The sequence below is a fragment of the Bradyrhizobium sp. USDA 4503 genome (assembly GCF_054055815.1).
Map to the genome: position 1 here is coordinate 6,561,585 of NZ_JBSRXS010000001.1, position 21,296 is coordinate 6,582,880.

A 21,296-nucleotide genomic window follows, 5' to 3' on the forward strand; every position below is an offset into this window, starting at 1 on the left:
ATCAATCCTTGCGGAACACGATCGAGGCCATCCAGCCGGTCATCAGCGCCATGAACGCGGTGATCAGGCCGTAGACAAGGCCGTTATGCCGCGCGGTGGTGGCGACGAATTGCTCGAAGCCGACCTTGACGATCTCGAACGCGGTCTCGGCCTTGGTCACCAGCGCGCCGTCGGAAAACAGCTTGATCTCGACATTATAGGTGCCGATCGGCACCTCCGCCGGCAGCGGAATGCCGGTGCGGAACAGGGTCGGGGTCAGGAAGGTCACCGCCGAGGTCGCCTCACGGTACAGCCCGTGCTCGGAGCGCAGCCGCACGAAGGCGCTGCGGAACGGGTCGTTCGGCACCACGTCGGCATAGTCGGGCCCGACCCGCTGCATCAGCAGCACGTTGTTGAGCCCGAGCTGCTGCCGACGCTGCACCTCGGGCGAGGCGATCTGGTCGAACGGGCGATTCGAGAACAGCGCGAGATAGCCCGGCACCTGCAGGAACTGGCGCGAGTCGGTGTTGATCCAGATGCCGAACTTGCGCTCCTTGCGCCGCGTCACCATGTCGGCGCGCGGGCCGGACACCGTGACGACGAGATCGTAATTGTTGCGATTGGCCGGCGTTTTGTCGTCCTTCTCGACCGAGCCGAACAGCACGAGTTCGCCGCCGGAATAGTTCGGCGTCACCGTGACGCGGTGGTTGGAGACCGACACGATCAGCCGCTCGGCATGAGCGGGCGCGGCCGCCAGGCTGGCGGCGGCGAGACCGATGACCGCGAGCGCCGCACGCAGCCTCATGGCGGGGCTCCGCCGGTTTCGCGGATGCTGTAGAGGTCCTGCGGCCGGATCACCAGCTCCACCGCAAAGCGGATGCCGACCGCGAGCACGAGCAGGCCGAGCAGCAGGCGCAGATGCTCGCCGCGGATCTTCTGCCCGGCGCGGGCGCCGAACTGCGCGCCGGTGACGCCGCCGACCATCAGGATCAGCGCCAGCACGGCGTCGACCAGATGGTTGGTCACCGCGTGCAGCATGGTTGCGAACACCATGGTGACGAGGGTGAGCACCATCGAGGTGCCGATCACGGTCGAGGTCGGCACCCGCAGCACATAGATCATCAGCGGCACCAGGATGAAGCCGCCGCCGATTCCCATCACCGCGCCGATGAAGCCGATCGCGAGTCCGACCACGACGACCGGGATGACGGAGAGATAGATCTTGGAGCGCTTGAAGCGCAGCTTCAGGGGCAGGCCGTGGATCCAGCCATGGCTGCCGGGCTTGCGCAGCGCGATCGGACCGCCGCGGCGGACGCGCAGCATCGCGCGCAAACCTTCCCAGAACATCAGCCCGCCGACCGTCGTCAGCAGGATGACGTAGGACAGCGCAATCATCAGGTCGAGCTGGCCGAGCGAGCGCAGGAAGGTGAAGGTCCACACCCCGAACGTGGTGCCGAGCGTGCCTCCGACCAGGAGCACCGCCGCCAGCAGCGGATCGATCGCGCGTCTGCGCCAATAGGAAATGGCGCCGGAGAACGAGGAGGCCGCGATATGGCTGGCGACGGAGGCAACCGCGACCGCGGGCGCGATGCCGACGAAGATCAGCAGCGGCGTCATCAGGAAGCCGCCGCCGATGCCGAACATGCCGGAGACGAATCCAACCGCCGCGCCCATCGCCAGGATGAGGAAGACATTGACCGGAATGTCGGCGATCGGGAGGTAGAGCTGCACGCGCGTCGCTTCTTGTCGGTTCGCCGCGAGTTCGGCAGCACAAGGCCGCATCACGGCGTGATGTCGTTCTGGTCGGGCATTCTCCGGCTGAACGAATCCGGTCGGCGCGCAAGACGCAGGCGAACGCGGGTCGATTGCCGCGTTCTTGCATAACTGAAATCGGCGGGGGGAGGGACTAAAGAATCCGCTCCCGGGGGCATTTTTCGCCGCACCTGGCCGCCGTCTGCGGACGTGGTTGATAATTCAGATTAATGACGCCTGTGTCGCCTCACGGCCGATCGACCGGCTTGGTGATCAGGTTCAGCGCGAGCGCTTCTTTCGGGTTCAGCCAGCGGATATCGGAGGTTTGCGACATCGCCTCGACGATCCCGGAAGAGACGCCCATCTTGGTCACGTAGCCCAGCACCATGCCCTGGATGCGTTGGGCCTCGGCGAGGGGATCGCTGACGGGCGTGCTCGTCGTGAAGCGATGCACGCCGAGCCGCGAGCCCGCGATGCCATAGCGGGTCTGGCCGCCGGCATAGACCAGGACGCAAGCGCTGGCGCAGGACGCGGGGCGTAGCTTGCCCGAGGCATCTGATGTGGCGACCGCGGTGACGAGCCCGCGCGTGCGGATGACCTCGCCCATGATCGCGGCCTGGTTCAGCGCGCCGCCCGGCGACGACAGCAGCACGACGTCGCCCGGTGCGAGACGCGCCTCGCTGAGCCGGTCGCGGAACCAGCTCGCGCTGGCCGAGCCGATCTTGCCGCTGATCGCAAGCGCCCGCCGGCCGCGGCCCGATCCGTCGATGTCGACGTCGGGAATCACCGCGGACGTCATGCTGGCTGCGATGTAGGTCTCGCGCCAGAAGTCCCAGGCGCCCGGCGTCGACAGGTCCCGGTAAGCCTGGATGGCGACGCTCGACAGCAGCAGCACGAAGATGATGATGGACCAGAGCGAGAACCGGAACGCGCGGGGCGGCGATGCCACGTTCCCTTGCGGCGTCGGCGGAGGCGAGGCCGAAGGGCGCGGAGCGAATGGAGACGGCGCCTGCCGCGGCGGCGCAACGCGGGGACCGGTCGGCGACGAACGGTGGCCCGTTCCATCATCCTGGCGATCGTGGACAGACAAGCCTGACCCTCCGGAACGCGCGCCCCGACGGCGCGGAACTGCGCGCCTGTCTACACGGCCGAAGGCCTGAGGTATAGGACAGCGGCGCCGTCAGGGCGCCGCAGCCGTCTCGAACCTAGTGAGCTGGAGCGGCGAGCGCCGCGGTCCGCTTCGAGGGCTGCTTGACCGGCTTCGCCGCGGCGGGCTGCGCGGCCGCGCCGTCCCAGCCGCCGGCGGGCGCCGGCACGTTGACCGCATCGCTCGGCTGCGGCTCGGCGGTGAAGGTCTGGATCGCCAGCTTCGCTGCGGCCAGCGACTGCGGGTCGAGCCGCTTGGCAATATCGTCGCGCTTGTGGCCGGCGTCGGCGTCGCCCTGCGCGGCCGCGAGGCTGAACCACTTGAAGGACTCGGCGAGGTTCTGTTCGACACCGATGCCGCGGGCATAGAGGATGCCGAGATTGACCTGGCTGTCGGCAACGCCGCGATCGGCCGCCTTGCGGAACCATTGCGCGGCGCTCTTGTAGTCGGCGCCCTTGCCGCCGCCATCGGCGTCGAGCACGGCGAGATTGTGCATCGCCTTGGCGTTGCCGCGCTCGGCGGCCTGCACGTAGTAGCGTCGTGCCACATCGAAGTCGCGCTTCACGCTGAGGCCCTTCTCGTAGAAGGTGCCGAGCCGGAACATCGCGGGCACCACGCCGGCCTGCGCTGCGCGGGCATACCATTTGGCGGCTTCGTCGACATTGGTGGTCACGCCCTTGCCCTCGGCAAAGCGGACGCCGACTTCATAGGCCGCGGCCGCATCGCCCTTGATCGCGGCGCTGCGCAGCGCCGGACCACCGATCGCATCGGGCAGCTTCTCGCCCGCCGGGATCTGGACCATGGCGAGCTTGCCGCCGAGCGGCGGCGCGGTCGGAATCGTGCCGGTGACGTCGTTGGCGGCGGCTGTTGGCGCCGCGGTCGGCTCAGGCGCGGCGGCGGGTGCGGGCGCGATTGCCGGTGGGATCGTCACCTGCGCGCTGTCGAGCGTGTTCGGCGCCGGAGTATTGTTGGACTGGCGGCCGAGCGGGGTCGGCGAGGTCATCGACGGCCCGGGCACTGACGGTCCGGGTCCGCCGGACGGCGCAGCCGGGGCGGGCGCGAAGGAATTCTCGGCAGGCGGCTGCATGGGCGGCGTGGCCGGCTCGCTGTGCTCGATCGTCGGCACCTGCGGCGCGGAGCTGGTGTCGAGCAGGTTCATCGCCATCTTGGCGGTCGAGAGCAGGATCACGACCACGCTCGCGCCGACCAGCAGCGAACGGATCTTGGAGGTGATGGTCGAAGGCTGCGCCTCCGGCGCGCCAGTCGCCGTCGCGCCGGCCGCGGCCGTGCCGGCCTTGGCGGCAGCCGCCTTCGCGGCCTTGTCGGCCTTCTCCTTGGCCTTGGCTGCAGCCTTGCTCGCGGCGCGCGCCGCCTTCTCGTTGACGGGTTGCGCGGCAGCGGCCTGCGCGGCGCGGCGTGCGGCGGCGATGAAGCTCGATGTCGAGACCGGCTCCTTCTTGCCGGCGGGAAGATCAGAGATCGCGCGCTCGGAATCCGCGATCCGCTCCGACGGCGAAGCGCCGCGGCCGGAGGGGCGTGTACCCGGTTCGAGCGGATGATCCGGTGGCAGGTCCGGCGCGATCGCGGCGCGTGCGGACGCCGCATGCGGCTCGAGGATCTCGCTGATCGCGCGCGGCGGCAGCGGCGGCGGCGGCGGCGCGCTCTCGACCGGCTGCGCGGCATGGAATTCGCGCGGCGCGGACATGAAGTGCTCCTGCGCCAGCGCAGGATTGGGCAATTCGGGCCTGTACGATTCAGGCTTGTACGCTTCAGCTTTGGGCTGCGCGACCGGCTGCGACATCGCCGCGCGCGGCATTTCCATCCGCGGAGCTTCCATCCGCGGTTCGGCCGGCGCGGGAGCAGGCGGCGCGGTGCGCACCGTACGCAGATCGTTCTCGATCATCGCGAGACGATCGACGACATGGCCGAGCGTGTTGTGAACGGTCTCCAGCGAATCCTGGGTGCGGCGGTCGGTCTCCGACTGGCTGAAGCGGATGTCGGACAGCTCGCGCTTCACCATGTCGACGATGCCGCTGTCCATCATCGGCTGCGGCGAGGAGGTGTTGACGTTGCGGGCGGCGTCGGCGAGCGAGGCGATGTGGGCGTGCTGCGCCTCGAGGTGCCGCATGATGTCATGCAGCGCTTCCTCGACCCGGCCGAGATTGCCGGAGCGCTGGTCGGCGGACTCCAGGCGCTCGAGCAGATACGAGACGCGCTGCTCGAGATGGGTGAATGCCGACGAACTGTCGTTGCCGACCTGCAGACGGTCGATCCGCTCCGACAGCGAGCGCAGGGCGCCTTCGATGGCATCGGTGTTGTCGTAGCCGGCCGGCCGCTCGCGGGTCTCCAGCGTCGAGGCCAATGCGGCAATGCGCTGCTCGATCCCGGCGAAGGCATCGCCATGGGTCTCGGCGCGCGACATCTGCGACAGCTGGTCGACCTTCGCGGCCAGCGCATGCACGTCCCCGGAGAGCTGCAGCAGCGCGTCGTTGGAGGCGACGTTGGAGACGATGGCGCGCAGCGCGGCGATCGCGCTCTCGAGCTGATGCACCGTCGACGGATCGTCGTTGGCGCGCAGGATCATGTCGAGCTTGGCGCCGAGATTGCGGATTGCCTCGTCGTAGCCGGTGAGCTGCTCGGCGGGCGTGAGCGTGCGCAGCGACTCGCGGATCTCCGACAGCGCGCGTTCGATGCCGGCGATCGCCTGACCCTGGCCGTTGCGGCCCTCCTGGCGGAGCTCGTCGATCCGGTGATGCAGCGAGCGGATCTCGTTCTCGATCGACTCGATCGCCCGGCGCGGCATCGCCTCGGTGATCGCCTGGCGGATTTCCGCAAGCTCGCCGCGGAAGGCCGCGATCGACTGTTCAATATGGTCGGGCCGCTGCAGCGCCTCGATCTGGCTCGTGATCTTGAGCAGCTGACGCTCGAGCGAGGAGAAGTCGGGCCCGGCAGGCGGCGGTGGCGCATAGGCGGCCATCGGCGGCGCCGATTGCGGCATCGGCGGCGCGCCGCGCGGCGGCATCTGGCGTTGCGCTGATACGTCGAGCTCGTTCTGGCGCGCGGCGATCTCCGCGATCGCGAAATCGAACGAGGCCGGGCTCAGTGGCGGCGAGGGGCGATAGACCTGGGCTGCGGCGCGCTCGACCGCCTCCGCCTGGCGCAGCCTCTCCTCCAGTTGCCGGTCATGCATCTGCGGCTCGCGCTGCATCTGCGACTCACGCATCGGCTGTGGCTGCGGCTCGCGCGCCGGCTGCGGCCGCGAAATTTGCGACAGCCGGGCATCGAGGCGCGAAATAGCGTCGTTCAGCTGTCGCGCGACGGCGGGCTGGCCGCGCGGCACTTCGGCGCGCACCGCTTCGGCGCGCGTCAGAGGCTTTGCGATCTGTTCGATCTGCCGGGTGATGGCGTCGAGCCGCTGGTGGATATCGGCGACCTCGCGACTTTCCCGGCTCGGCATCGGCTGCCGTTGCTCCATGCGCCAATCCGGCGGGCTCGGTTCACCGACGGTGGAGTTGAGCCAGTCGTTCAACGACATGCCGGCGCGGCGCGCAGCCGCCTCGGCCCTGTCGCGGACGGAGGGATCGATGCCGTCAACACTCCACGATACGCGCGAATTCATGATTCCGTCCGGTCCCGACTCCGGCGCTACACCCTGCGCCCGCAGCCTCCCCGCGCATTCTCGTTAAGAGACAATCGAATTCTGCGCCGGGCGTCTGCCTCAGCTGCTGACTTTTTCCCGTCACGGTAAATAACGGGTTAAGGAATGCGGCCGACGGGCGCTAAAGTTAGGGAATCCGGGAACCTGTTGCGCCGGATCAGGACAATGCCCTGCGGTGCTGCTCCTCTTCTCCTTCCCCCTGAAAGGGGAAGGTCGGGATGGGGGTTTGCCGCACACACTGCTGCGTGTGGAGAGCGATGATCCCCACCCGCTTTGCTCTGCGAGCAAAGCGACCTCCCCTTTTCAAGGGGAGGTTGGAGATTTGTTTCTAGCCGTTGCTTTCGCGCTTGCCGTCGTCGAGCGGCAGCACGTTGCTGCGGCCGGACATCGCCGAGAGCGCGTCGAGCGCCTCCTCGCACCATTCCACCACCATGCGCTCATGGCGCATGCCGAGGCGCAGGCTGAGCATCTTGCCGACATCGGCCGGCGGCGCGGTGCCGTCGGGAAAGCGCTTGTTGAGCAGGCGCTCGTAGCGCTCATAGCGATCGCGATGATGCTCCAGCCGCGCCATCAGGTCGTTGCGCAGCGGCTCGATGTCGACGCAGTCGAGCGCATAGAGCCGGACCAGAAGGTCGTCCTTGATCGAGGGCGGCACGCTCGGGCGCGCTGCCCAGTGCTTCAGTGCCGCGCGGCCTTCGGCGGTCAGGGTATAGACCAGCTTGTTGGGCTTGCCGGACTGCACCACCTCGCGGCCCTGGACGTGCCCCTTGTCGCGCAGCCGCGAGAGCTCCCGGTAGATCTGCTGATGGTCGGCCTTCCAGAAGAAGCCGATCGACGCATCGAACGTCTTGGCGAGCTCATAGCCCGTCATCGGACGTTCCGTGAGGCAGGCAAGGATTGCGTCACCGAGTGCCAACGCCCACCTCCATCTCAGTTCCCCAAAAGGTCATTCTGAAGTTCGCTTGACTTTATGCGTTAGTGTGCATATGCGTCAATATGCATATGGTGATCGCGTGCCGCTGTCGCGTGCGCCGATGTCCAGGCTTCTTAACCCACGCCGCAGGAGACGTCCGAATGAGCAAGCCGGGCCTCGACAAGTGGTACGCCTACATGAAGTCCCACGACACCGCCGCTCTGTGGGACCTGCTGCATCCCGACGCGGTGTTCGAAAGTCCGGTCGTGCACACGCCGCAGCGTGGCCGCGACATCACCTTCAAATATCTCACCAGCGCCGCCAAGGTGCTCGGCGGCCCGACCCTCAAGTATCTCGGCGAGTGGCGCAATGACACCGGCGCGGTGCTCGAATTCGAGAACGAGATCGACGGCATCAAGCTCAACGGCGTCGACATCATCACGTTCGATGGTGACGGCCGGATCACGCATTTCAAGGTGATGGTGCGTCCGCTCAAGGCGATCAACCTGCTGCATCGGATGATGGGCGAGGAGTTGATGAAGCAAAGCGGCGCAACGTCGCAATCACAGTCGCGATAGCATCTGCCGCGGACCTCCGGAACCGGATAAGGTCCGCTCCAACAACCCAAGGACACGCTGCGCAGCGTCCGTCGCATATGCGGCCACGTGCCAGCCGGGAGACCAGCATGCCAACCTACAAAGCCCCCGTCGAAGACGTCAGCTTCCTGCTCAACGACGTTTTCCAGATCGACCGCTACGGCAATCTTCCCGGCTTCACCGATGCCTCGGCCGATGTACGCGAGGCGATCCTCGGCGAGGCCGCCAAGCTCAGCGAAGAGGTGCTGCAGCCGCTCAATCGCACAGGCGATCTCGAAGGCTGCAAGCGCAATGACGACGGCAGCGTCGCCACGCCGAAGGGCTTCAAGGACGCCTTCAAGCAGGTCGCCGAAGGCGGCTGGCTCGGCCTCTCGGCGCCGACGGAATTCGGCGGCCAGGGCCTGCCGGTGACGCTCTCGCAGGCGGTCAACGAATTCCAGATCTCCGCCAACATGGCGTTCTCGATGTATGGCGGGCTGACCATGGGCGCGACCGCGGCGCTCCTGGTGCACGGCACCCCCGAGCAGAAGCAGACCTATGTGCCGAAGATGGTCGCCGGCCAGTGGACCGGCACCATGAACCTGACCGAGCCGCAGTGCGGCACCGATCTCGGCCTGCTCCGCACCAAGGCGGTGCGCCAGGCCGACGGCAGCTTCAAGATCACGGGCACCAAGATATTCATCTCCGCCGGCGAGCACGACCTCACTGAGAACATCATCCATCTGGTGCTGGCGCGCATCGAAGGCGCGCCGGCCGGCATCAAGGGCGTCTCGCTGTTCGTGGTGCCGAAGGTGCTGGTCAATGCCGACGGCTCGCTCGGGGCTCGCAACGGCGTCAGCTGCGGTTCGATCGAGCACAAGATGGGCATCCACGGCAATTCCACCTGTGTGATGAACTACGACAACGCCACCGGCTGGCTGATCGGCGAAGAGAACAAGGGCATGCAGGGCATGTTCGTGATGATGAACGAGGCTCGCCTCGGCGTCGCCGTGCAGGGCCTCGCGCAGTCCGAGGTCGCCTATCAGAACGCGGTCGCCTATGCCCGCGAGCGCCTGCAGGGCCGCTCGCTGACCGGCGTGAAGGAACCCGAGAAGCCGGCCGATCCGATCATCGTGCATCCCGACGTGCGCCGCACGCTGCTCACCATCCGCGCCTTCAACGAGGCAGCGCGCGCCATGGTGGTGTGGACCGCGCTGAAGAGCGACGTCGCGCACCGCTCCAACGACGCTGGGGATCGCCAGGCTGCCGACGATCACATGGGCCTGATGACGCCGGTGCTGAAGGGCGTCCTGACCGACACCGGGTTCGCCAACACGGTCTCGGCGCAGCAGATGTTCGGCGGCCACGGCTACATCGCCGAGCACGGCATGGAGCAGTTCGTGCGCGATGCGCGCATCGCGATGATCTATGAAGGCGCCAACGGCATCCAGGCGCTCGACCTGGTCGGCCGCAAGCTGCCGCGCGACGGCGGCCGTGCCGCGATGGCGTTCTTCGGCGAGGTCGGCGCTTTCGCCAAGGAGCATGGTGCCGACGAGGCTATGAAGCCGTTCATCACCCCGCTCTCCACCGCGCTCGGCCATCTGCAGCAGGCCACCGGCTGGCTGATGCAGAACGCGCTGGCCAAGCCCGACAATGCCGGCGCCGCGGCGACCGACTACATGAAATTGTTCGGCCTCGTCGCGCTCGGCTACATGTGGGCGAAGATGGCCAAGGTGGCGCAGGACAAGGCCGCCGCCGGCACCACGCCGTACCTCAACACCAAGCTCGTGACCGGCCGCTTCTTCATGGAGAAGTTGCTGCCGGAGACCGCCGTGCATCTGGCCCGGATCCAGAGCGGCAGCGCCACCACGATGGAATTGGCCGCGGAAGCGTTCTGAAGCGTTTTCCAGCGAAGTGGAGACCGGTTCGCGTGAAGAAAACGCGTCAAACAAGAAAGCCTTGAAAAATTGCCGCCGCACGGCTGCGGCGGCGTGTCCTTCCGTATATATTATGATCCTCATATCAAGGAGGGCGTCATGCCTGAGGCATACATCTACGATCACGTTCGTACCCCGCGCGGCCGCGGCAAGGCCGACGGCGCACTGCACGAGGTCACCGCGCTGGCGCTCGCCACGGTGCCGCTGAAGTCGCTCAAGGAGCGCAACAGTCTTCCCGAGGACTCCGTCGACGACGTCGTGCTCGGCGTGGTCGACCCGGTCGGCGAGGCCGGCTCGGACATCGCCCGTTTCGCGGCGCTGAACGCCGGCCTCGGCGAGAAGGTGCCGGGCGTGCAGATCAGCCGCTTCTGCGCCTCCGGCCTCGATGCCGTGAACTTCGCCGCAGCCCAGATCATGAGCGGCCAGCATGAGCTCGTGATCGGTGGCGGCGCGGAATCGATGAGCCGCGTCGGCATCGGCGCCTCCGGCGGCGCCTGGCCGATGGATCCCTCGATGGCGGTGCCGGCCTATTTCATGCCGCAGGGCATCTCGGCCGATCTGATCGCGACCAAATACGGTTTCTCGCGTGACGACGTCGACGCTTACGCGGTGCAGAGCCAGCAGCGCGCGGCCAAGGCCTGGGACGAGGGCCGCTTCGGCAAGTCGGTGGTGCCGGTCAAGGACGTCAACGGCCTGACCATCCTCGCCAAGGACGAGCACATGCGCCCGACCACGACGATGCAGTCGCTGGCGCAGCTGCAGCCGTCCTTCGCGGCGATGGCGGCGATGGCCGGCTTCGACGCGGTGGCGATCCAGTCGCATCCCGAGGTCGAGAAGGTCAATTACGTGCATCACGCCGGTAATTCCTCCGGCATCGTCGACGGCGCCGGCGCCGTGCTGCTCGGCAGCAAGGAGGCGGGCGCCAAGCACGGGTTGAAGCCGCGGGCGAAGATCCGCGCATTCGCCAATATCGGCTCGGAGCCCGCGATGATGCTGACCGGCCCGGTCGACGTCACCGAAAAGCTGTTCGAGCGCTCCGGCATGAAGAAGTCGGACATCGACCTGTTCGAGCTCAACGAGGCCTTCGCCTCGGTGGTGCTGCGCTACATCCAGGCGTTCGACATCGACAACGCCAAGATCAACGTCAATGGCGGCGCGATCGCGCTCGGCCATCCGTTAGGGGCGACCGGCGCGATGATCCTCGGCACCGTGCTCGACGAGCTCGAGCGCACCAACAAGGAAACCGCGCTCGTGACGCTGTGCATCGGCGGCGGCATGGGCACCGCCACCATTATCGAGCGCGTCTGAGGCGAGGGGAGCGAGCAACATGGCTTACAAGAATTTCAAGTTCGACGTCGACGCCGACGGCATTGCGCTCGTCACCTGGGACATCCCTGATCGTTCGATGAACGTGTTCGACGAGATCTCGACCCAGGAGATCGGCGAGATCATCAAGCAGACGACCAGCGATCCTGCGATCAAGGGTGTCGTGATCACCTCGGCGAAGGAGGCGTTCTGCGCCGGCGCCGACCTCTCGATGCTCGAGGGCATGAACCACTCTTACGCGCAGCTCTTCAAGGAGAAGGGCGAGGAAGCCGCGAACCAGATGCTGTTCGAGCAGAGCCGCCAGATGTCGCAGTCGTTCCGCGCGATCGAGACCTCGGGCAAGCCGTGGGTCGCCGCGATCAACGGCCTTGCGCTCGGCGGCGGCTTCGAGATCACGCTGGCCTGCCACTACCGCGTCGCGGCCGAGAACCCGAAGACCCGGCTCGGCCTGCCCGAGATCAAGGTCGGCCTGTTCCCCGGCGCCGGCGGCACCCAGCGCGTGCCGCGTCTTGTGCAGCCGGCGGACGCGATGCAATTGCTGCTCAAGGGTGAGGCGGTCAATCTCACCCGCGCCAAGGCACTCAACCTGATTCACGCGGTGGTGCCGGCAGCCGACCTGATCAAGGCCGCGAAGGACTGGATCAAGGGCGGCGGCAAGGCGGTCGCGCCGTGGGACGAGAAGGGCTTCAAGCTGCCCGGCGGCCCCGTCTTCTCCAAGATGGGCATGCAGATGTTCCCGGCCGGCAACGCGATCTATCGCCGCGAGACCTACGACAATTATCCGGCCGCGCGCGCCATCATGAGCTGCGTCTATGAGGGCCTGCAGCTTCCGATCGACGCCGCGCTGCGGGTCGAGTCGCGCTACTTCACCAAGGTGCTGCGCTCGAAGGAAGCGGCGGCGATGATCCGCTCGCTGTTCCTGTCGATGCAGGAACTGAACAAGGGCGCCCGCCGCCCGGCGGGCGTGCCGCCGACCAAGGTCAAGAAGCTCGCCGTGATCGGCGCCGGCTTCATGGGCGCCAGTGTCGGCTATGTCTCGGCGCAGGCCGGCATCGACGTCGTGCTGGTCGATCGCGACCAGGAAAGCGCCGACAAGGGCAAGGGCCACGCCAAGACCGTGGTCGACGGCCTGATCGCCAAGGGACGGATGAAGCAGGACGCGGCCGATGCCATCCTGGCGCGGATCTCGGCCACATCAGACTACAACGTGATCTCGGACTGCGACCTCGTCATCGAGGCGGTGTTCGAGGATCGCAAGGTCAAGGCGGATACCTATGCCAAGGCCCAGCCGCTGTTGAAGCCGGGCGCGATCTTCGCCTCCAACACCTCGACGCTGCCGATCAATTCGCTGGCCGAGGAGTTCAAGGACCAGGGCAAGTTCATCGGCATCCACTTCTTCTCGCCGGTCGAGAAGATGATGCTGGTCGAGATCATCCTCGGCAAGAACACCGGCGACGTCGCGCTGGCGACCGCACTCGACTATGTGCGCGCGATCGGCAAGACGCCCATCGTGGTGAACGACTCGAGGGGTTTCTTCGCCAACCGTTGCGTGATGCGTTACATCTCCGAGGGCAACGAGATGCTGCTCGAGGGCGTGCCGCCGGCGATGATCGAGAACACCGCCAAGATGGCCGGCATGCCGGTCGGGCCGCTGTCGCTGCAGGACGAGGTCGCGCTCGATCTCGGCCTGAAGATCACCAAGGCGACCGAGGCCGATCTCGGCCCCAACGCGATCGAGCAGGCGCAGAAGAAGCTGATGGTCGAGATGGTCGAGAAGCAGGGCCGCTTCGGCCGCAAGAACGGCAAGGGCTTCTACGACTATCCCGAGAAGGGCAAGGGCCAGAAGAGCCTGTGGCCGGGGCTCGCCAATCTGCAGCCGAAGCAGCTCGATCCCGACACGCTCAGCGTCGAGGAATTGAAGCAGCGCTTCCTGGTGGTGCAGGCGGTGGAGGCCGCGCGCACCGTCGAGGATCACGTCATCACCGACGTGCGCGAGGCCGATGTCGGCTCGATCCTCGGCTTCGGCTTCGCGCCCTTCACCGGCGGTGCGCTGTCCTACATCGACTTCATGGGCACCAGGAACTTCGTCGCACTCTGCCACAGCTTCGAGAAGAAGTACGGCTCGCGCTTCACGCCGCCGAAGCTGCTCGAGGAGATGGCCGCCAAGGGCGAAACCTTCTACGGCCGCTTCCCGCCGAAGAAGCAGGCGGCGTAAACTTCTGAAGCGAACTCGCGCAGGATCAAGCCGGTCATCGATCCGACTTGATCCTGTTGTGCGACGGTCATGCGCGTCAAAGTCCCGCCACGCTCGTTCCCCACTGGCACCACTCTGCTGGCATCACTCTTGCTCGTCGATCGCCGGGGCGACGATCAGCGTGAGGGTGTCGTGCGATGAGTTCTGCGCTCGGGGAAAATGCCGCGGAGGTCGTGGCGAAGGATCCGTTGCCTTCGTTGCCGCCGTCGCGGCGGTGGAAGCCGCTGCGTCTGCGGGGCAAAGGCCCGTCATGGGCCGGCCTCGCGCTACTCGTTCTGGCCGCGGATATTGTGCTCGCCGCGACGGTCTGGCAGGCCGTCAATTTCTTCCGCCATTGAGCCGTCAGTCTCCGGCGAGAGCCAGGCGCCGGCGAGATAGGCGAACTGGTTGAAGGCAAGACAGGCGACGACGACCGGCGCGCCGGTGGCAAAGGAAAAGCCGTCGGATTGGAGCACGATCGCCGCGAGCACCGCGACCAGCGGCGACTCCAGCATCAATGTCCAAACCCGAAAGTACAAACTGGTTGCCAGCCCAACCAGGGTGCTGGTCAATAAAAGGGTAAAGGCGATCGTCACATTTTTAGACCAGTTGGAGCGGAGGGCGCGCCGCAGGTCATAGTCGGTCAGTTGGATCGCTCGAACAAGGACGGCCACGCCCTCAGCCGGAACTACACCGACTTAGTATTAATCGCTTTAATGCAGGTTAAATTGAGACGTTCCGCCTCCGGTGTCGAGAGAGAGGATCGGCGAACCCACAACAAAAAAGAGCCGGATCGGCCGACCCGGCTCTATCGCGGTCGCTGTGAGCGAGCTCAGGCCGCCTTGAGCAGGCCTTCCTTCTTCAGCGCCTCCTGCACCTTCGGGCGCGCCGCGACGCGGGCCTTGTAGGCGGTCACGTTCGGCAGGCCGGAGAAGTCGAAGCCGAGCCGATCCTGCGCCCACATGATCATGGTGAAGAGGTAGCCGTCGGCGACCGTGAACTGGTTGCCCATCAAATAGTCGCGTCCGGCGAGCTGGCTCTCGACATATTTGAACTTGCCCATGGCGCGGTCCTTGAAGAAGGCCTTGGCGTCGTCGGCGAGCACGGGCGAGAACATCGGGCCGAGATTCTTGTGCAGCTCGGTCGTGGTGTAGTTCAGCCATTCGAGCAGCTTGTAGCGCTCGTTGGAGTCCCGCGCCGGCGCCAGCTTCTTATCGGCGGCCTTGTCGGCGATCATCTGGATGATGATCGGCCCCTCGGTGACCATCTCGCCGGTATCCAGCGCCAGCGCCGGCACCTGGCCCTTGGGGTTCACCTGGAGGAAATCGTCGCCGTTTTCGAGCTTCTTGGCGCGGAGATCGACCTTGACCAGGTCGTAGGGCAGCCCGGCCTCGAGCAGGGCGATATGGGGGGAGAGGGAGCAGGCACCGGGGGTGTAATAAAGCTTCATAGGGGTATTCCTTCCCTTGTTCTTGGCGTCCGGAGAGGGATTGCCTACATGCGCCTGCATGAAATAGTCAAGATTGATGCAGATGCATTCAGTGCGGTACAGTCGGTGCCGGGACCCTATGAGCTAGACCATGAAACGCAAGCTATCGAGCGAGGCGACGGCCGCCTGGATCCGTCTGATGCGGGTGCCGAGCCGGGTGCTGGACTGCGTCGAGCAGGATTTGAAGAAGGCCGGTTTTCCGCCGCTCGCCTGGTATGACGCCTTGCTCGAGCTGTCGCGCGCACCGTCGGGCGAGCTGCGCCCGGTCGAGCTCGAGCGCCAGATGCTGATCCCGCAATATTCGACCTCGCGGCTGATCGACAAGCTGGTCGACGAGGGGCTCGCCGCCCGGCGCGAATGCAAGATCGACAAGCGCGGCCAGTTCGTCGAGATCACCGACGCTGGACGCGAGCTGCAGAAGAAGATGTGGAACGCCTATTCCGCCGCGATCGACAAGCATGTCGGCTCCAAATTGTCCGACGCCGACGCGACCAGGCTCTGCGGTCTGCTCGACCGGCTCGGCTGCGCCTGCGGCGACGCCAAGGGCGACGTCAAGAACGAGACCAAGGCTGATAGCAAGGCTGCGCCCGCGCGAGACGGTGTGCCTGCCCGATGATATTGCTGATTCCATCATCCGCAGCCGTAGTGGCGCGCGGATGTCCCTGCCACCGCGCGCCTTCGATCGAAGCGCCCTTGAGTTGGATTATCTATGGCGCGTGACCAGATCGACATGACGCCGCTGCAGTCGCGCGACGAACTCGTGGCGTGGCTTGAAGCCGGAGTGAAGCCTGAGTCCGAATTCCGGATCGGCACCGAGCACGAGAAGACTCCGTTCACGCTCGAGGGCCATCAGCCCGTGCCCTATGAAGGCGCCAAGGGCATCGGCGCGCTGCTCGAGGGCATGAAGCTCTTGCTCGGCTGGGAGCCGATCATGGAGCGCGGCAACATCATCGGCCTCTATGACGTCACCGGCGGCGGCGCGATCTCGCTCGAGCCGGGCGGGCAGTTCGAATTGTCGGGCGCGCCGGTCGAAACCGTGCATCAGACCCAGTCGGAATTGATGGCGCATCTGGCACAGGTGCGGGAGATCGCAACCCCGCTCGGCATCGGCTTCCTCGGCCTCGGCATGACGCCGTCCTGGTCGCGCGCGCAGATCCCCGTGATGCCCAAGGGGCGTTACAAGATCATGCGAAACTACATGCCGAAGGTCGGCAAATACGGCCTCGACATGATGTTCCGGACCTGCACGGTACAGACCAATCTCGACTTCTCCTCCGAAGCCGACATGGTGAAGAAGCTGCGGGTGTCGCTGGCGCTGCAGCCGATCGCGACCGCCTTGTTCGCCAATTCGCCGTTCACCGAAGGCAAGCCCAACGGCTTCCTGTCGTTCCGTTCCGAGATCTGGCGTGACACCGACAATGCGCGCAGCGGCATGGTGCCGTTCGCGTTCGAGGACGGCATGGGCTTCGAGCGCTATGTCGATTACGCGCTCGACGTTCCGATGTATTTCGTCAAGCGCGGCGAGGAATATATCGACGTCTCCGGCTCCTCGTTCCGGGATTTCTTCGCCGGCAAGAATGCCGCCTTCCCGGGCGAGCGCCCGACCTTGTCGGACTGGGCCAATCATCTCTCGACGATCTTCCCCGAGGTGCGGTTGAAGCGTTACCTCGAAATGCGCGGCGCCGACGGCGTACCGTGGGGCCGGCTGCCGGCGCTGCCGGCGTTCTGGGTCGGGCTGCTCTACGACAATGACAGCCTCGATGCCGCCTGGGACATCGTCCGCCACTGGACCGCGCCGGAGCGGCAGGCCCTGCGTGACGACGTGCCGCGTTTCGGCTTCAAGTCGCGGATCAAGGACCGCTATCTGTTCGAGATCGCCAAGGAGTGCCTGATCCTGTCGCATGCCGGATTGCGGCGGCGCGGCCGGATCGATCATCTCGGACGCGACGAGAGCCGCTTCCTCGAACCGCTCGAGCGTATCATCGAGGCCGGCCGTTCGCCGGCGGAGGAGATGCTGGAGAAGTTCAACGGTCCCTGGAACGGCTCGGTGGAACCGGCCTACCAGGAATACGCCTTCTAATCCCCGCTCGGCCCCAATCCGGGCGTGAGGCGCGCGCGGACGGCGGTGGTGTCGCAGCCGCCGTTCATCAGCCGTACAGGTTCATGGCGTTCAAATGACGCCCCGCGAAACGCGCGGGGCTGCGCGAATTTGAAAGCAATCTCATGGGGATAGGCCGCCTCTTTAGGGCGTGTGTGGTGATGTTTGCGGTCCTTGCGGCCGCGGTCGTCGCGCGCCCGGCATTGGCGCAGACCAATTTCGACCGCCCCGGCGGCGACTATCTCAACGCGCCGGTGGCGACGGGCGATCCGGCCGATTGCGCGCTGACTTGCGAGCGCGACCGCCGCTGCCGCGCCTGGAGCTTCAACTATCCGACCGACGCCAACAACGGCGCGGTGTGCTGGCTGAAGAGCACCGTGCCGCCGCGGGTGCAGAACGTCTGCTGCGTCTCCGGGGTGCGCGGCGCGGGTGTGGTCGAACCGCGCAACGGCGCTATCGAAACCTCGATCGACCGCCTCGGCGGAGACTACAAGAATTTCGAGCTGAAGAGCAGCGACGGCGACGAGGCCTGTCAGGCCGCCTGCACCGCCGACAACAAGTGCCGCGCATGGACTTACGCCCGGCCCGGCTATGCCGGCCGCGACGCGCATTGCTTCCTGAAGAAAGAGATCAAGCCGCCGCGCCGCAAGGCGGGGTTCACGTCGGGCGTGGTGCGGTGAATCCGTAGCCCGGATGGAGCGAAGCGTAATCCGGGACCGCGCTCACCGTGGATGGGCCTGCCCCGGATTTCGCTGCGCTTCATCCGGGCTACGCGACGACGGGCTACTCCGCCCGCAGCACCGTGATCTCGGGCCAGAGCGCCTTCCAGCGCGCCGCCTTCGTCGCATAGTTCGCCGGCGAAAAGTTCGCGGTCCGGTTCGGCCGCACGATCATGCCGGCGACATCGTCGAAACCGTTCGGCGCATAGACGTCATAGCCGCGCGTGGTGCGGCGGATGCCGATCTGCGTGTTTTCGGTGAGGAAGCGATCGATGCCGTCGGTCGAACGCGACAGCGCCGGGTAGGGCAGGCCGTGCTTGTCGGGATACCAGAGATGGACGCGGGCCTGGTTGCGCACCTCGATCGCGACACCGAGATGGCCAAGCCGTGCCTTGAGTTCGCGGATCACGGCGTCCTCGGCCTCCCATGAGGTATCCGGATCGAAATAGAAGATGTCGTGGTCGCTGATGCCATGATCGAGCGGCCGGCTGGTCAGCACGTTCCACACGGTCTGCACTAGGCAGCCGGCGACCAGCCACGCATCGGGCAGGCCGAGGCGGTGCAGCTCGTCGGTGATGGCTTGATTGGCCGGGTTGCGCAGCGCCGCTGCGAGGAATTCGTCCTGCGTCACGACGAGGCGGTCGCGTCGTAGTCCCGGACCGCCTTCTTCGATGCCAGCGTGCGCCAGTGCCGGCGCAGCAACGGCTCGACGGTGGCGCGTTTGGCCTTGGACAGGCGGATCAGCACGGTCGGATAATCGCGGTAGTGATCGGTGAAGTAAAACACTTGGGGCTGATGCTCGACCAGCACGTCGCGCTCCTCCGCCGGCACGCCCGGCATCACCAGGCTGTCGCCGTCCTCCTTGAGCCGCACCAGCATCCTGTTGCGCACCTTCAGCGCCGGCGTGCCGTAGGAAGAGCCGTCCTCGACCTCCGGCCATGCCAGCGCGATGTGCCTGATGTCGTCGAAGGTCACGACTATCATCCCACAAGGAATGTAGCCCGGATGGAGCGAAGCGAAATCCGGGACATCTTGCCGAGTGGGAGATCCCGGATTGCGCTGCGCTCCATCCAGGCTACGCGTCTACTGCACCGAGGTGAAGAAGCGCGCGAGGCGGAAGCCTGAGAGCCAGGTCCAGACCGGCTGGCTGCGGATGCCGAGGTCCCAGGAGCCGACCACGGCGTCGGCGCGGCCGATCAGATTGTCGATCGGCAAGAGGCCGACACCGCCGTCGCGCACCGGCACGCGGCTGTCGGCGGAATTGTCCCGGTTGTCGCCGAGCACGAACAGTTTGCCCGGCGGCACCGTCACCTCTTGGGTGTTGTCGAGCCGGCCGTTGTCGCGAATCTTGAAGATCGCGTGGTTGACGCCGTTCGGCAGCGTCTCGATATAGCGATACGCCTCCTCGCCGCCGCCGCGATCGTCTTCGGCGAAGCCGGTGCCGTCGGGCTTCAGCGTCGCCGCATGATCGTTGATGAAGAGCTGACCCTGCCGCATCTGGATGCGGTCGCCGGGCAGCCCGACCACGCGCTTGACCCAGGCCTGCGAGCGGTCGCCCGGCCAGCGGAACACGACGACGTCGCCGCGCTTCGGCGTCTCGCCGAACACGCGGCCGGTTTCAGGCAGCGTGATCTGGATCGGCAGTGAGGCCGCGCCGTAGCCATAGGGATATTTCGAGGCGACCAGCGCGTCGCCGATCAGCAGCGTCGGCTCCATCGATCCCGACGGCACGTAGAACGGCTCGGCGATCGCGCCCTTGGCGAGGAACACGACGGCCACGATCGCGGCCAGTTGCACGGCCTGCCCGCGCCAGCTGGTCGGCTTGGCCGTCACGACTTCGTTTCCGCTGCTCACTAGCCCGTTCCTCCGACCGTAATCCGTTCCATCCTGAGCGTCGGTTGGCCAACGCCGACCGGCACGCCCTGGCCGTTCTTGCCGCAGGTGCCGATTCCCGTATCCAGCGCAAGATCGTTGCCGATCATGGTGATCCTGTGGAGATCGGTCGGTCCGTTGCCGATCAGCATGGCGCCCTTCAGCGGCGCGCCGAGCTTGCCGTTCTCGATCTTGTAGGCTTCGGTGCACTGGAACACGTATTTGCCCGAGGTGATGTCGACCTGGCCGCCGCCGAAATTGGCGGCGTACATGCCGTTCTTCACCGAGGCGATGATCTCGGCCGGGTCGCGGTCGCCCGACAGCATGTAGGTGTTGGTCATGCGCGGCATCGGCACATGGGCATAGCTCTGCCGACGACCGTTGCCGGTCGGCTTCATGCCCATCAGCCGGGCGTTCTGGCGGTCCTGCATGTAGCCGACCAGAATGCCATCCTCGATCAGCACGGTGCGGTTGGTCGGCGTGCCCTCGTCGTCGATCGAGAGCGAGCCGCGGCGCGAGGCCATGGTGCCATCGTCGACCACGGTGACGCCCTTGGCGGCGACCTGCTGGCCCATCAGGCCGGCAAAGGCGGAGGTCTGCTTGCGGTTGAAGTCGCCCTCGAGCCCGTGGCCGACGGCCTCATGCAGCATCACGCCGGGCCAGCCGGCGCCGAGCACCACGTCCATCTCGCCGGCGGGCGCCGGCACCGATTCGAGATTGACCAGCGCCTCGCGCAGCGCGCCGTCGGCGGCGTCGCGCCAGGCCTTGGTCTCGATGAAGCGGGCATAGCCCTCGCGGCCGCCATAGCCCTTGCTGCCGCTCTCCTGGCGGTCGCCCTGGCCGGCGACGACGGAGATGTTAACGCGCACCAGCGGGCGGATGTCGCGATAGCTCTCGCCGTCGGGCCGCAGGATCTCGACCACCTGCCAAGTCGCGGTGAGGCTGGCCGAGACCTGACGCACCCGCGGGTCCTTGTCCCTGACATAGGCGTCGATCTCGCCGAGCAGCTTGACCTTGGCCTCGAATGCCGGCCCGTCCAGCGGGTTCTCGTCGCCATAGAGCTTGATGTTGGTGTGGGCGGGCGCCGCGGCGAAAGTGCCGGCATAGCCGCCGCGCACGGCCGCGACCGCATCCGCGGCGCGGATCAGCGCCGGGATCGAGACGTCGGAGGAATGCGCATAGCCGACCGCGTCGTCCTTGACCGCGCGCAGGCCGAAGCCCTGCGAGGTGTCATAGGTCGCCTGCTTCAGCCTTCCGTTGTCGAACACCAGCGCCTCGGTCTGCCCGAACTCCAGGAACAGCTCGCCGTCGTCGGCGCCTTCAAGGCCGCGGGACACCTCGCGGCGGACAGCATCGCGGTCTAGATTGGCGCGGTCGAGCAGGGAGGTCGTGGCGGGATTGGTCATGGTCACTCCGACGCAATGCGATTGCTTGGCGATTCCTCGTCATCCTTGCCTGAAGCGCAACTGATTGCCAGTGGGGAACCCGGAAGCCAAGGATTTCGGGGGATTGAAGCAGAGACGAGCGGAAAACTCATCTTACAACCCGGAAACCTGTACCGGTCCCGGTTCAGGCCCGGACGGCGATCATCAAAGATA

The 21,296-nt window shown here is 66.3% G+C and carries 18 protein-coding genes; 7 read left to right on the forward strand and 11 right to left on the reverse strand.

All coding sequences use genetic code 11. The features are described 5' to 3' along the window. Position 1 precedes the first annotated feature (1 nt). The 5 genes from ACVMIH_RS31175 to ACVMIH_RS31195 form a co-directional block, all read right to left on the reverse strand. On the reverse strand, positions 2–784 hold the full coding sequence (locus ACVMIH_RS31175; protein ID WP_057016060.1) for a TIGR02186 family protein: 783 nt from the start codon (positions 782–784) through the stop codon (positions 2–4). Further along, positions 781–1,710, reverse strand: coding sequence for a sulfite exporter TauE/SafE family protein (locus tag ACVMIH_RS31180; RefSeq protein WP_076832838.1), 930 nt, complete (start codon positions 1,708–1,710; stop codon positions 781–783). The genes ACVMIH_RS31175 and ACVMIH_RS31180 overlap by 4 nt, the downstream gene beginning before the upstream one ends. A gap of 268 nt (positions 1,711–1,978) precedes the next feature. Next, the gene (locus tag ACVMIH_RS31185) at positions 1,979–2,821 is read right to left on the reverse strand and encodes a hypothetical protein (RefSeq protein WP_456783346.1); all 843 of its coding nucleotides are present in this window, start codon (positions 2,819–2,821) and stop codon (positions 1,979–1,981) included. Between the two features lie 115 nt (positions 2,822–2,936). Next, positions 2,937–6,497: a tetratricopeptide repeat protein gene (locus ACVMIH_RS31190; RefSeq protein WP_168858473.1), complete on the reverse strand. Its 3,561-nt coding sequence runs from the start codon at positions 6,495–6,497 to the stop codon at positions 2,937–2,939. 367 nt (positions 6,498–6,864) lie between these two features. Continuing rightward, on the reverse strand, positions 6,865–7,452 hold the full coding sequence (locus tag ACVMIH_RS31195; RefSeq protein WP_057016062.1) for a PadR family transcriptional regulator: 588 nt from the start codon (positions 7,450–7,452) through the stop codon (positions 6,865–6,867). Between the two features lie 158 nt (positions 7,453–7,610). On the opposite strand from ACVMIH_RS31195, the gene ACVMIH_RS31200 reads away from it, so the two are divergent. From ACVMIH_RS31200 to ACVMIH_RS31215, 4 genes are all read left to right on the forward strand, one after another. After that, positions 7,611–8,027, forward strand: a complete 417-nt coding sequence (locus ACVMIH_RS31200) for a nuclear transport factor 2 family protein (RefSeq protein ID WP_456864517.1) — start codon at positions 7,611–7,613, stop codon at positions 8,025–8,027. 107 nt (positions 8,028–8,134) lie between these two features. Further along, entirely contained in the window at positions 8,135–9,922 is a 1,788-nt protein-coding gene (locus ACVMIH_RS31205; protein ID WP_057016064.1) for an acyl-CoA dehydrogenase C-terminal domain-containing protein, read from the forward strand. A 138-nt stretch (positions 9,923–10,060) separates the two neighbouring features. After that, a complete protein-coding gene (locus tag ACVMIH_RS31210; RefSeq protein ID WP_057016171.1) occupies positions 10,061–11,269 on the forward strand; it encodes an acetyl-CoA C-acetyltransferase in 1,209 nt (402 codons plus the stop codon). 19 nt (positions 11,270–11,288) lie between these two features. Next, positions 11,289–13,502, forward strand: coding sequence for a 3-hydroxyacyl-CoA dehydrogenase NAD-binding domain-containing protein (locus tag ACVMIH_RS31215; protein WP_057016065.1), 2,214 nt, complete (start codon positions 11,289–11,291; stop codon positions 13,500–13,502). A 305-nt stretch (positions 13,503–13,807) separates the two neighbouring features. On the opposite strand, the gene ACVMIH_RS31220 is transcribed toward ACVMIH_RS31215, so the two are convergent. Continuing rightward, complete coding sequence (locus ACVMIH_RS31220; RefSeq protein ID WP_245311319.1) at positions 13,808–14,194, reverse strand: hypothetical protein; 387 nt, start codon at positions 14,192–14,194, stop codon at positions 13,808–13,810. A 158-nt stretch (positions 14,195–14,352) separates the two neighbouring features. Then, positions 14,353–14,970, reverse strand: a complete 618-nt coding sequence (gene gstA, locus ACVMIH_RS31225; RefSeq protein ID WP_057016067.1) for a glutathione transferase GstA — start codon at positions 14,968–14,970, stop codon at positions 14,353–14,355. A 130-nt stretch (positions 14,971–15,100) separates the two neighbouring features. Here gstA and ACVMIH_RS31230 point away from each other — a divergent pair, with 130 nt between their 5' ends. The 3 genes from ACVMIH_RS31230 (at position 15,101) to ACVMIH_RS31240 (ending at position 17,787) form a co-directional block, all read left to right on the forward strand. Further along, positions 15,101–15,625: a MarR family winged helix-turn-helix transcriptional regulator gene (locus ACVMIH_RS31230; RefSeq protein WP_057016068.1), complete on the forward strand. Its 525-nt coding sequence runs from the start codon at positions 15,101–15,103 to the stop codon at positions 15,623–15,625. A gap of 93 nt (positions 15,626–15,718) precedes the next feature. Further along, positions 15,719–17,089, forward strand: a complete 1,371-nt coding sequence (locus ACVMIH_RS31235; protein WP_057016069.1) for a glutamate--cysteine ligase — start codon at positions 15,719–15,721, stop codon at positions 17,087–17,089. A gap of 143 nt (positions 17,090–17,232) precedes the next feature. Then, complete coding sequence (locus ACVMIH_RS31240) at positions 17,233–17,787, forward strand: PAN domain-containing protein (protein WP_057016070.1); 555 nt, start codon at positions 17,233–17,235, stop codon at positions 17,785–17,787. Between the two features lie 103 nt (positions 17,788–17,890). Here ACVMIH_RS31240 and ACVMIH_RS31245 read toward each other — a convergent pair whose 3' ends face one another. The 4 genes from ACVMIH_RS31245 to tldD all read right to left on the reverse strand — a co-directional run bounded on the left by ACVMIH_RS31245 (position 17,891) and on the right by tldD (position 21,104). Next, positions 17,891–18,457 carry a nucleotidyltransferase family protein gene (locus ACVMIH_RS31245; protein WP_057016071.1) on the reverse strand — a complete coding sequence of 189 codons (567 nt, stop codon included), beginning with the start codon at positions 18,455–18,457 and terminating at the stop codon, positions 17,891–17,893. Beyond that, positions 18,454–18,801, reverse strand: coding sequence for an MmcQ/YjbR family DNA-binding protein (locus ACVMIH_RS31250; RefSeq protein WP_057016172.1), 348 nt, complete (start codon positions 18,799–18,801; stop codon positions 18,454–18,456). Before ACVMIH_RS31250 ends, ACVMIH_RS31245 begins: the two co-directional genes overlap by 4 nt. Positions 18,802–18,909: 108 nt before the next feature. Continuing rightward, the gene (lepB, locus tag ACVMIH_RS31255) at positions 18,910–19,680 is read right to left on the reverse strand and encodes a signal peptidase I (protein WP_016847099.1); all 771 of its coding nucleotides are present in this window, start codon (positions 19,678–19,680) and stop codon (positions 18,910–18,912) included. Further along, positions 19,680–21,104: a metalloprotease TldD gene (tldD, locus tag ACVMIH_RS31260; protein ID WP_028334625.1), complete on the reverse strand. Its 1,425-nt coding sequence runs from the start codon at positions 21,102–21,104 to the stop codon at positions 19,680–19,682. Before tldD ends, lepB begins: the two co-directional genes overlap by 1 nt. Between the last annotated feature and the right edge of the window lie 192 nt (positions 21,105–21,296).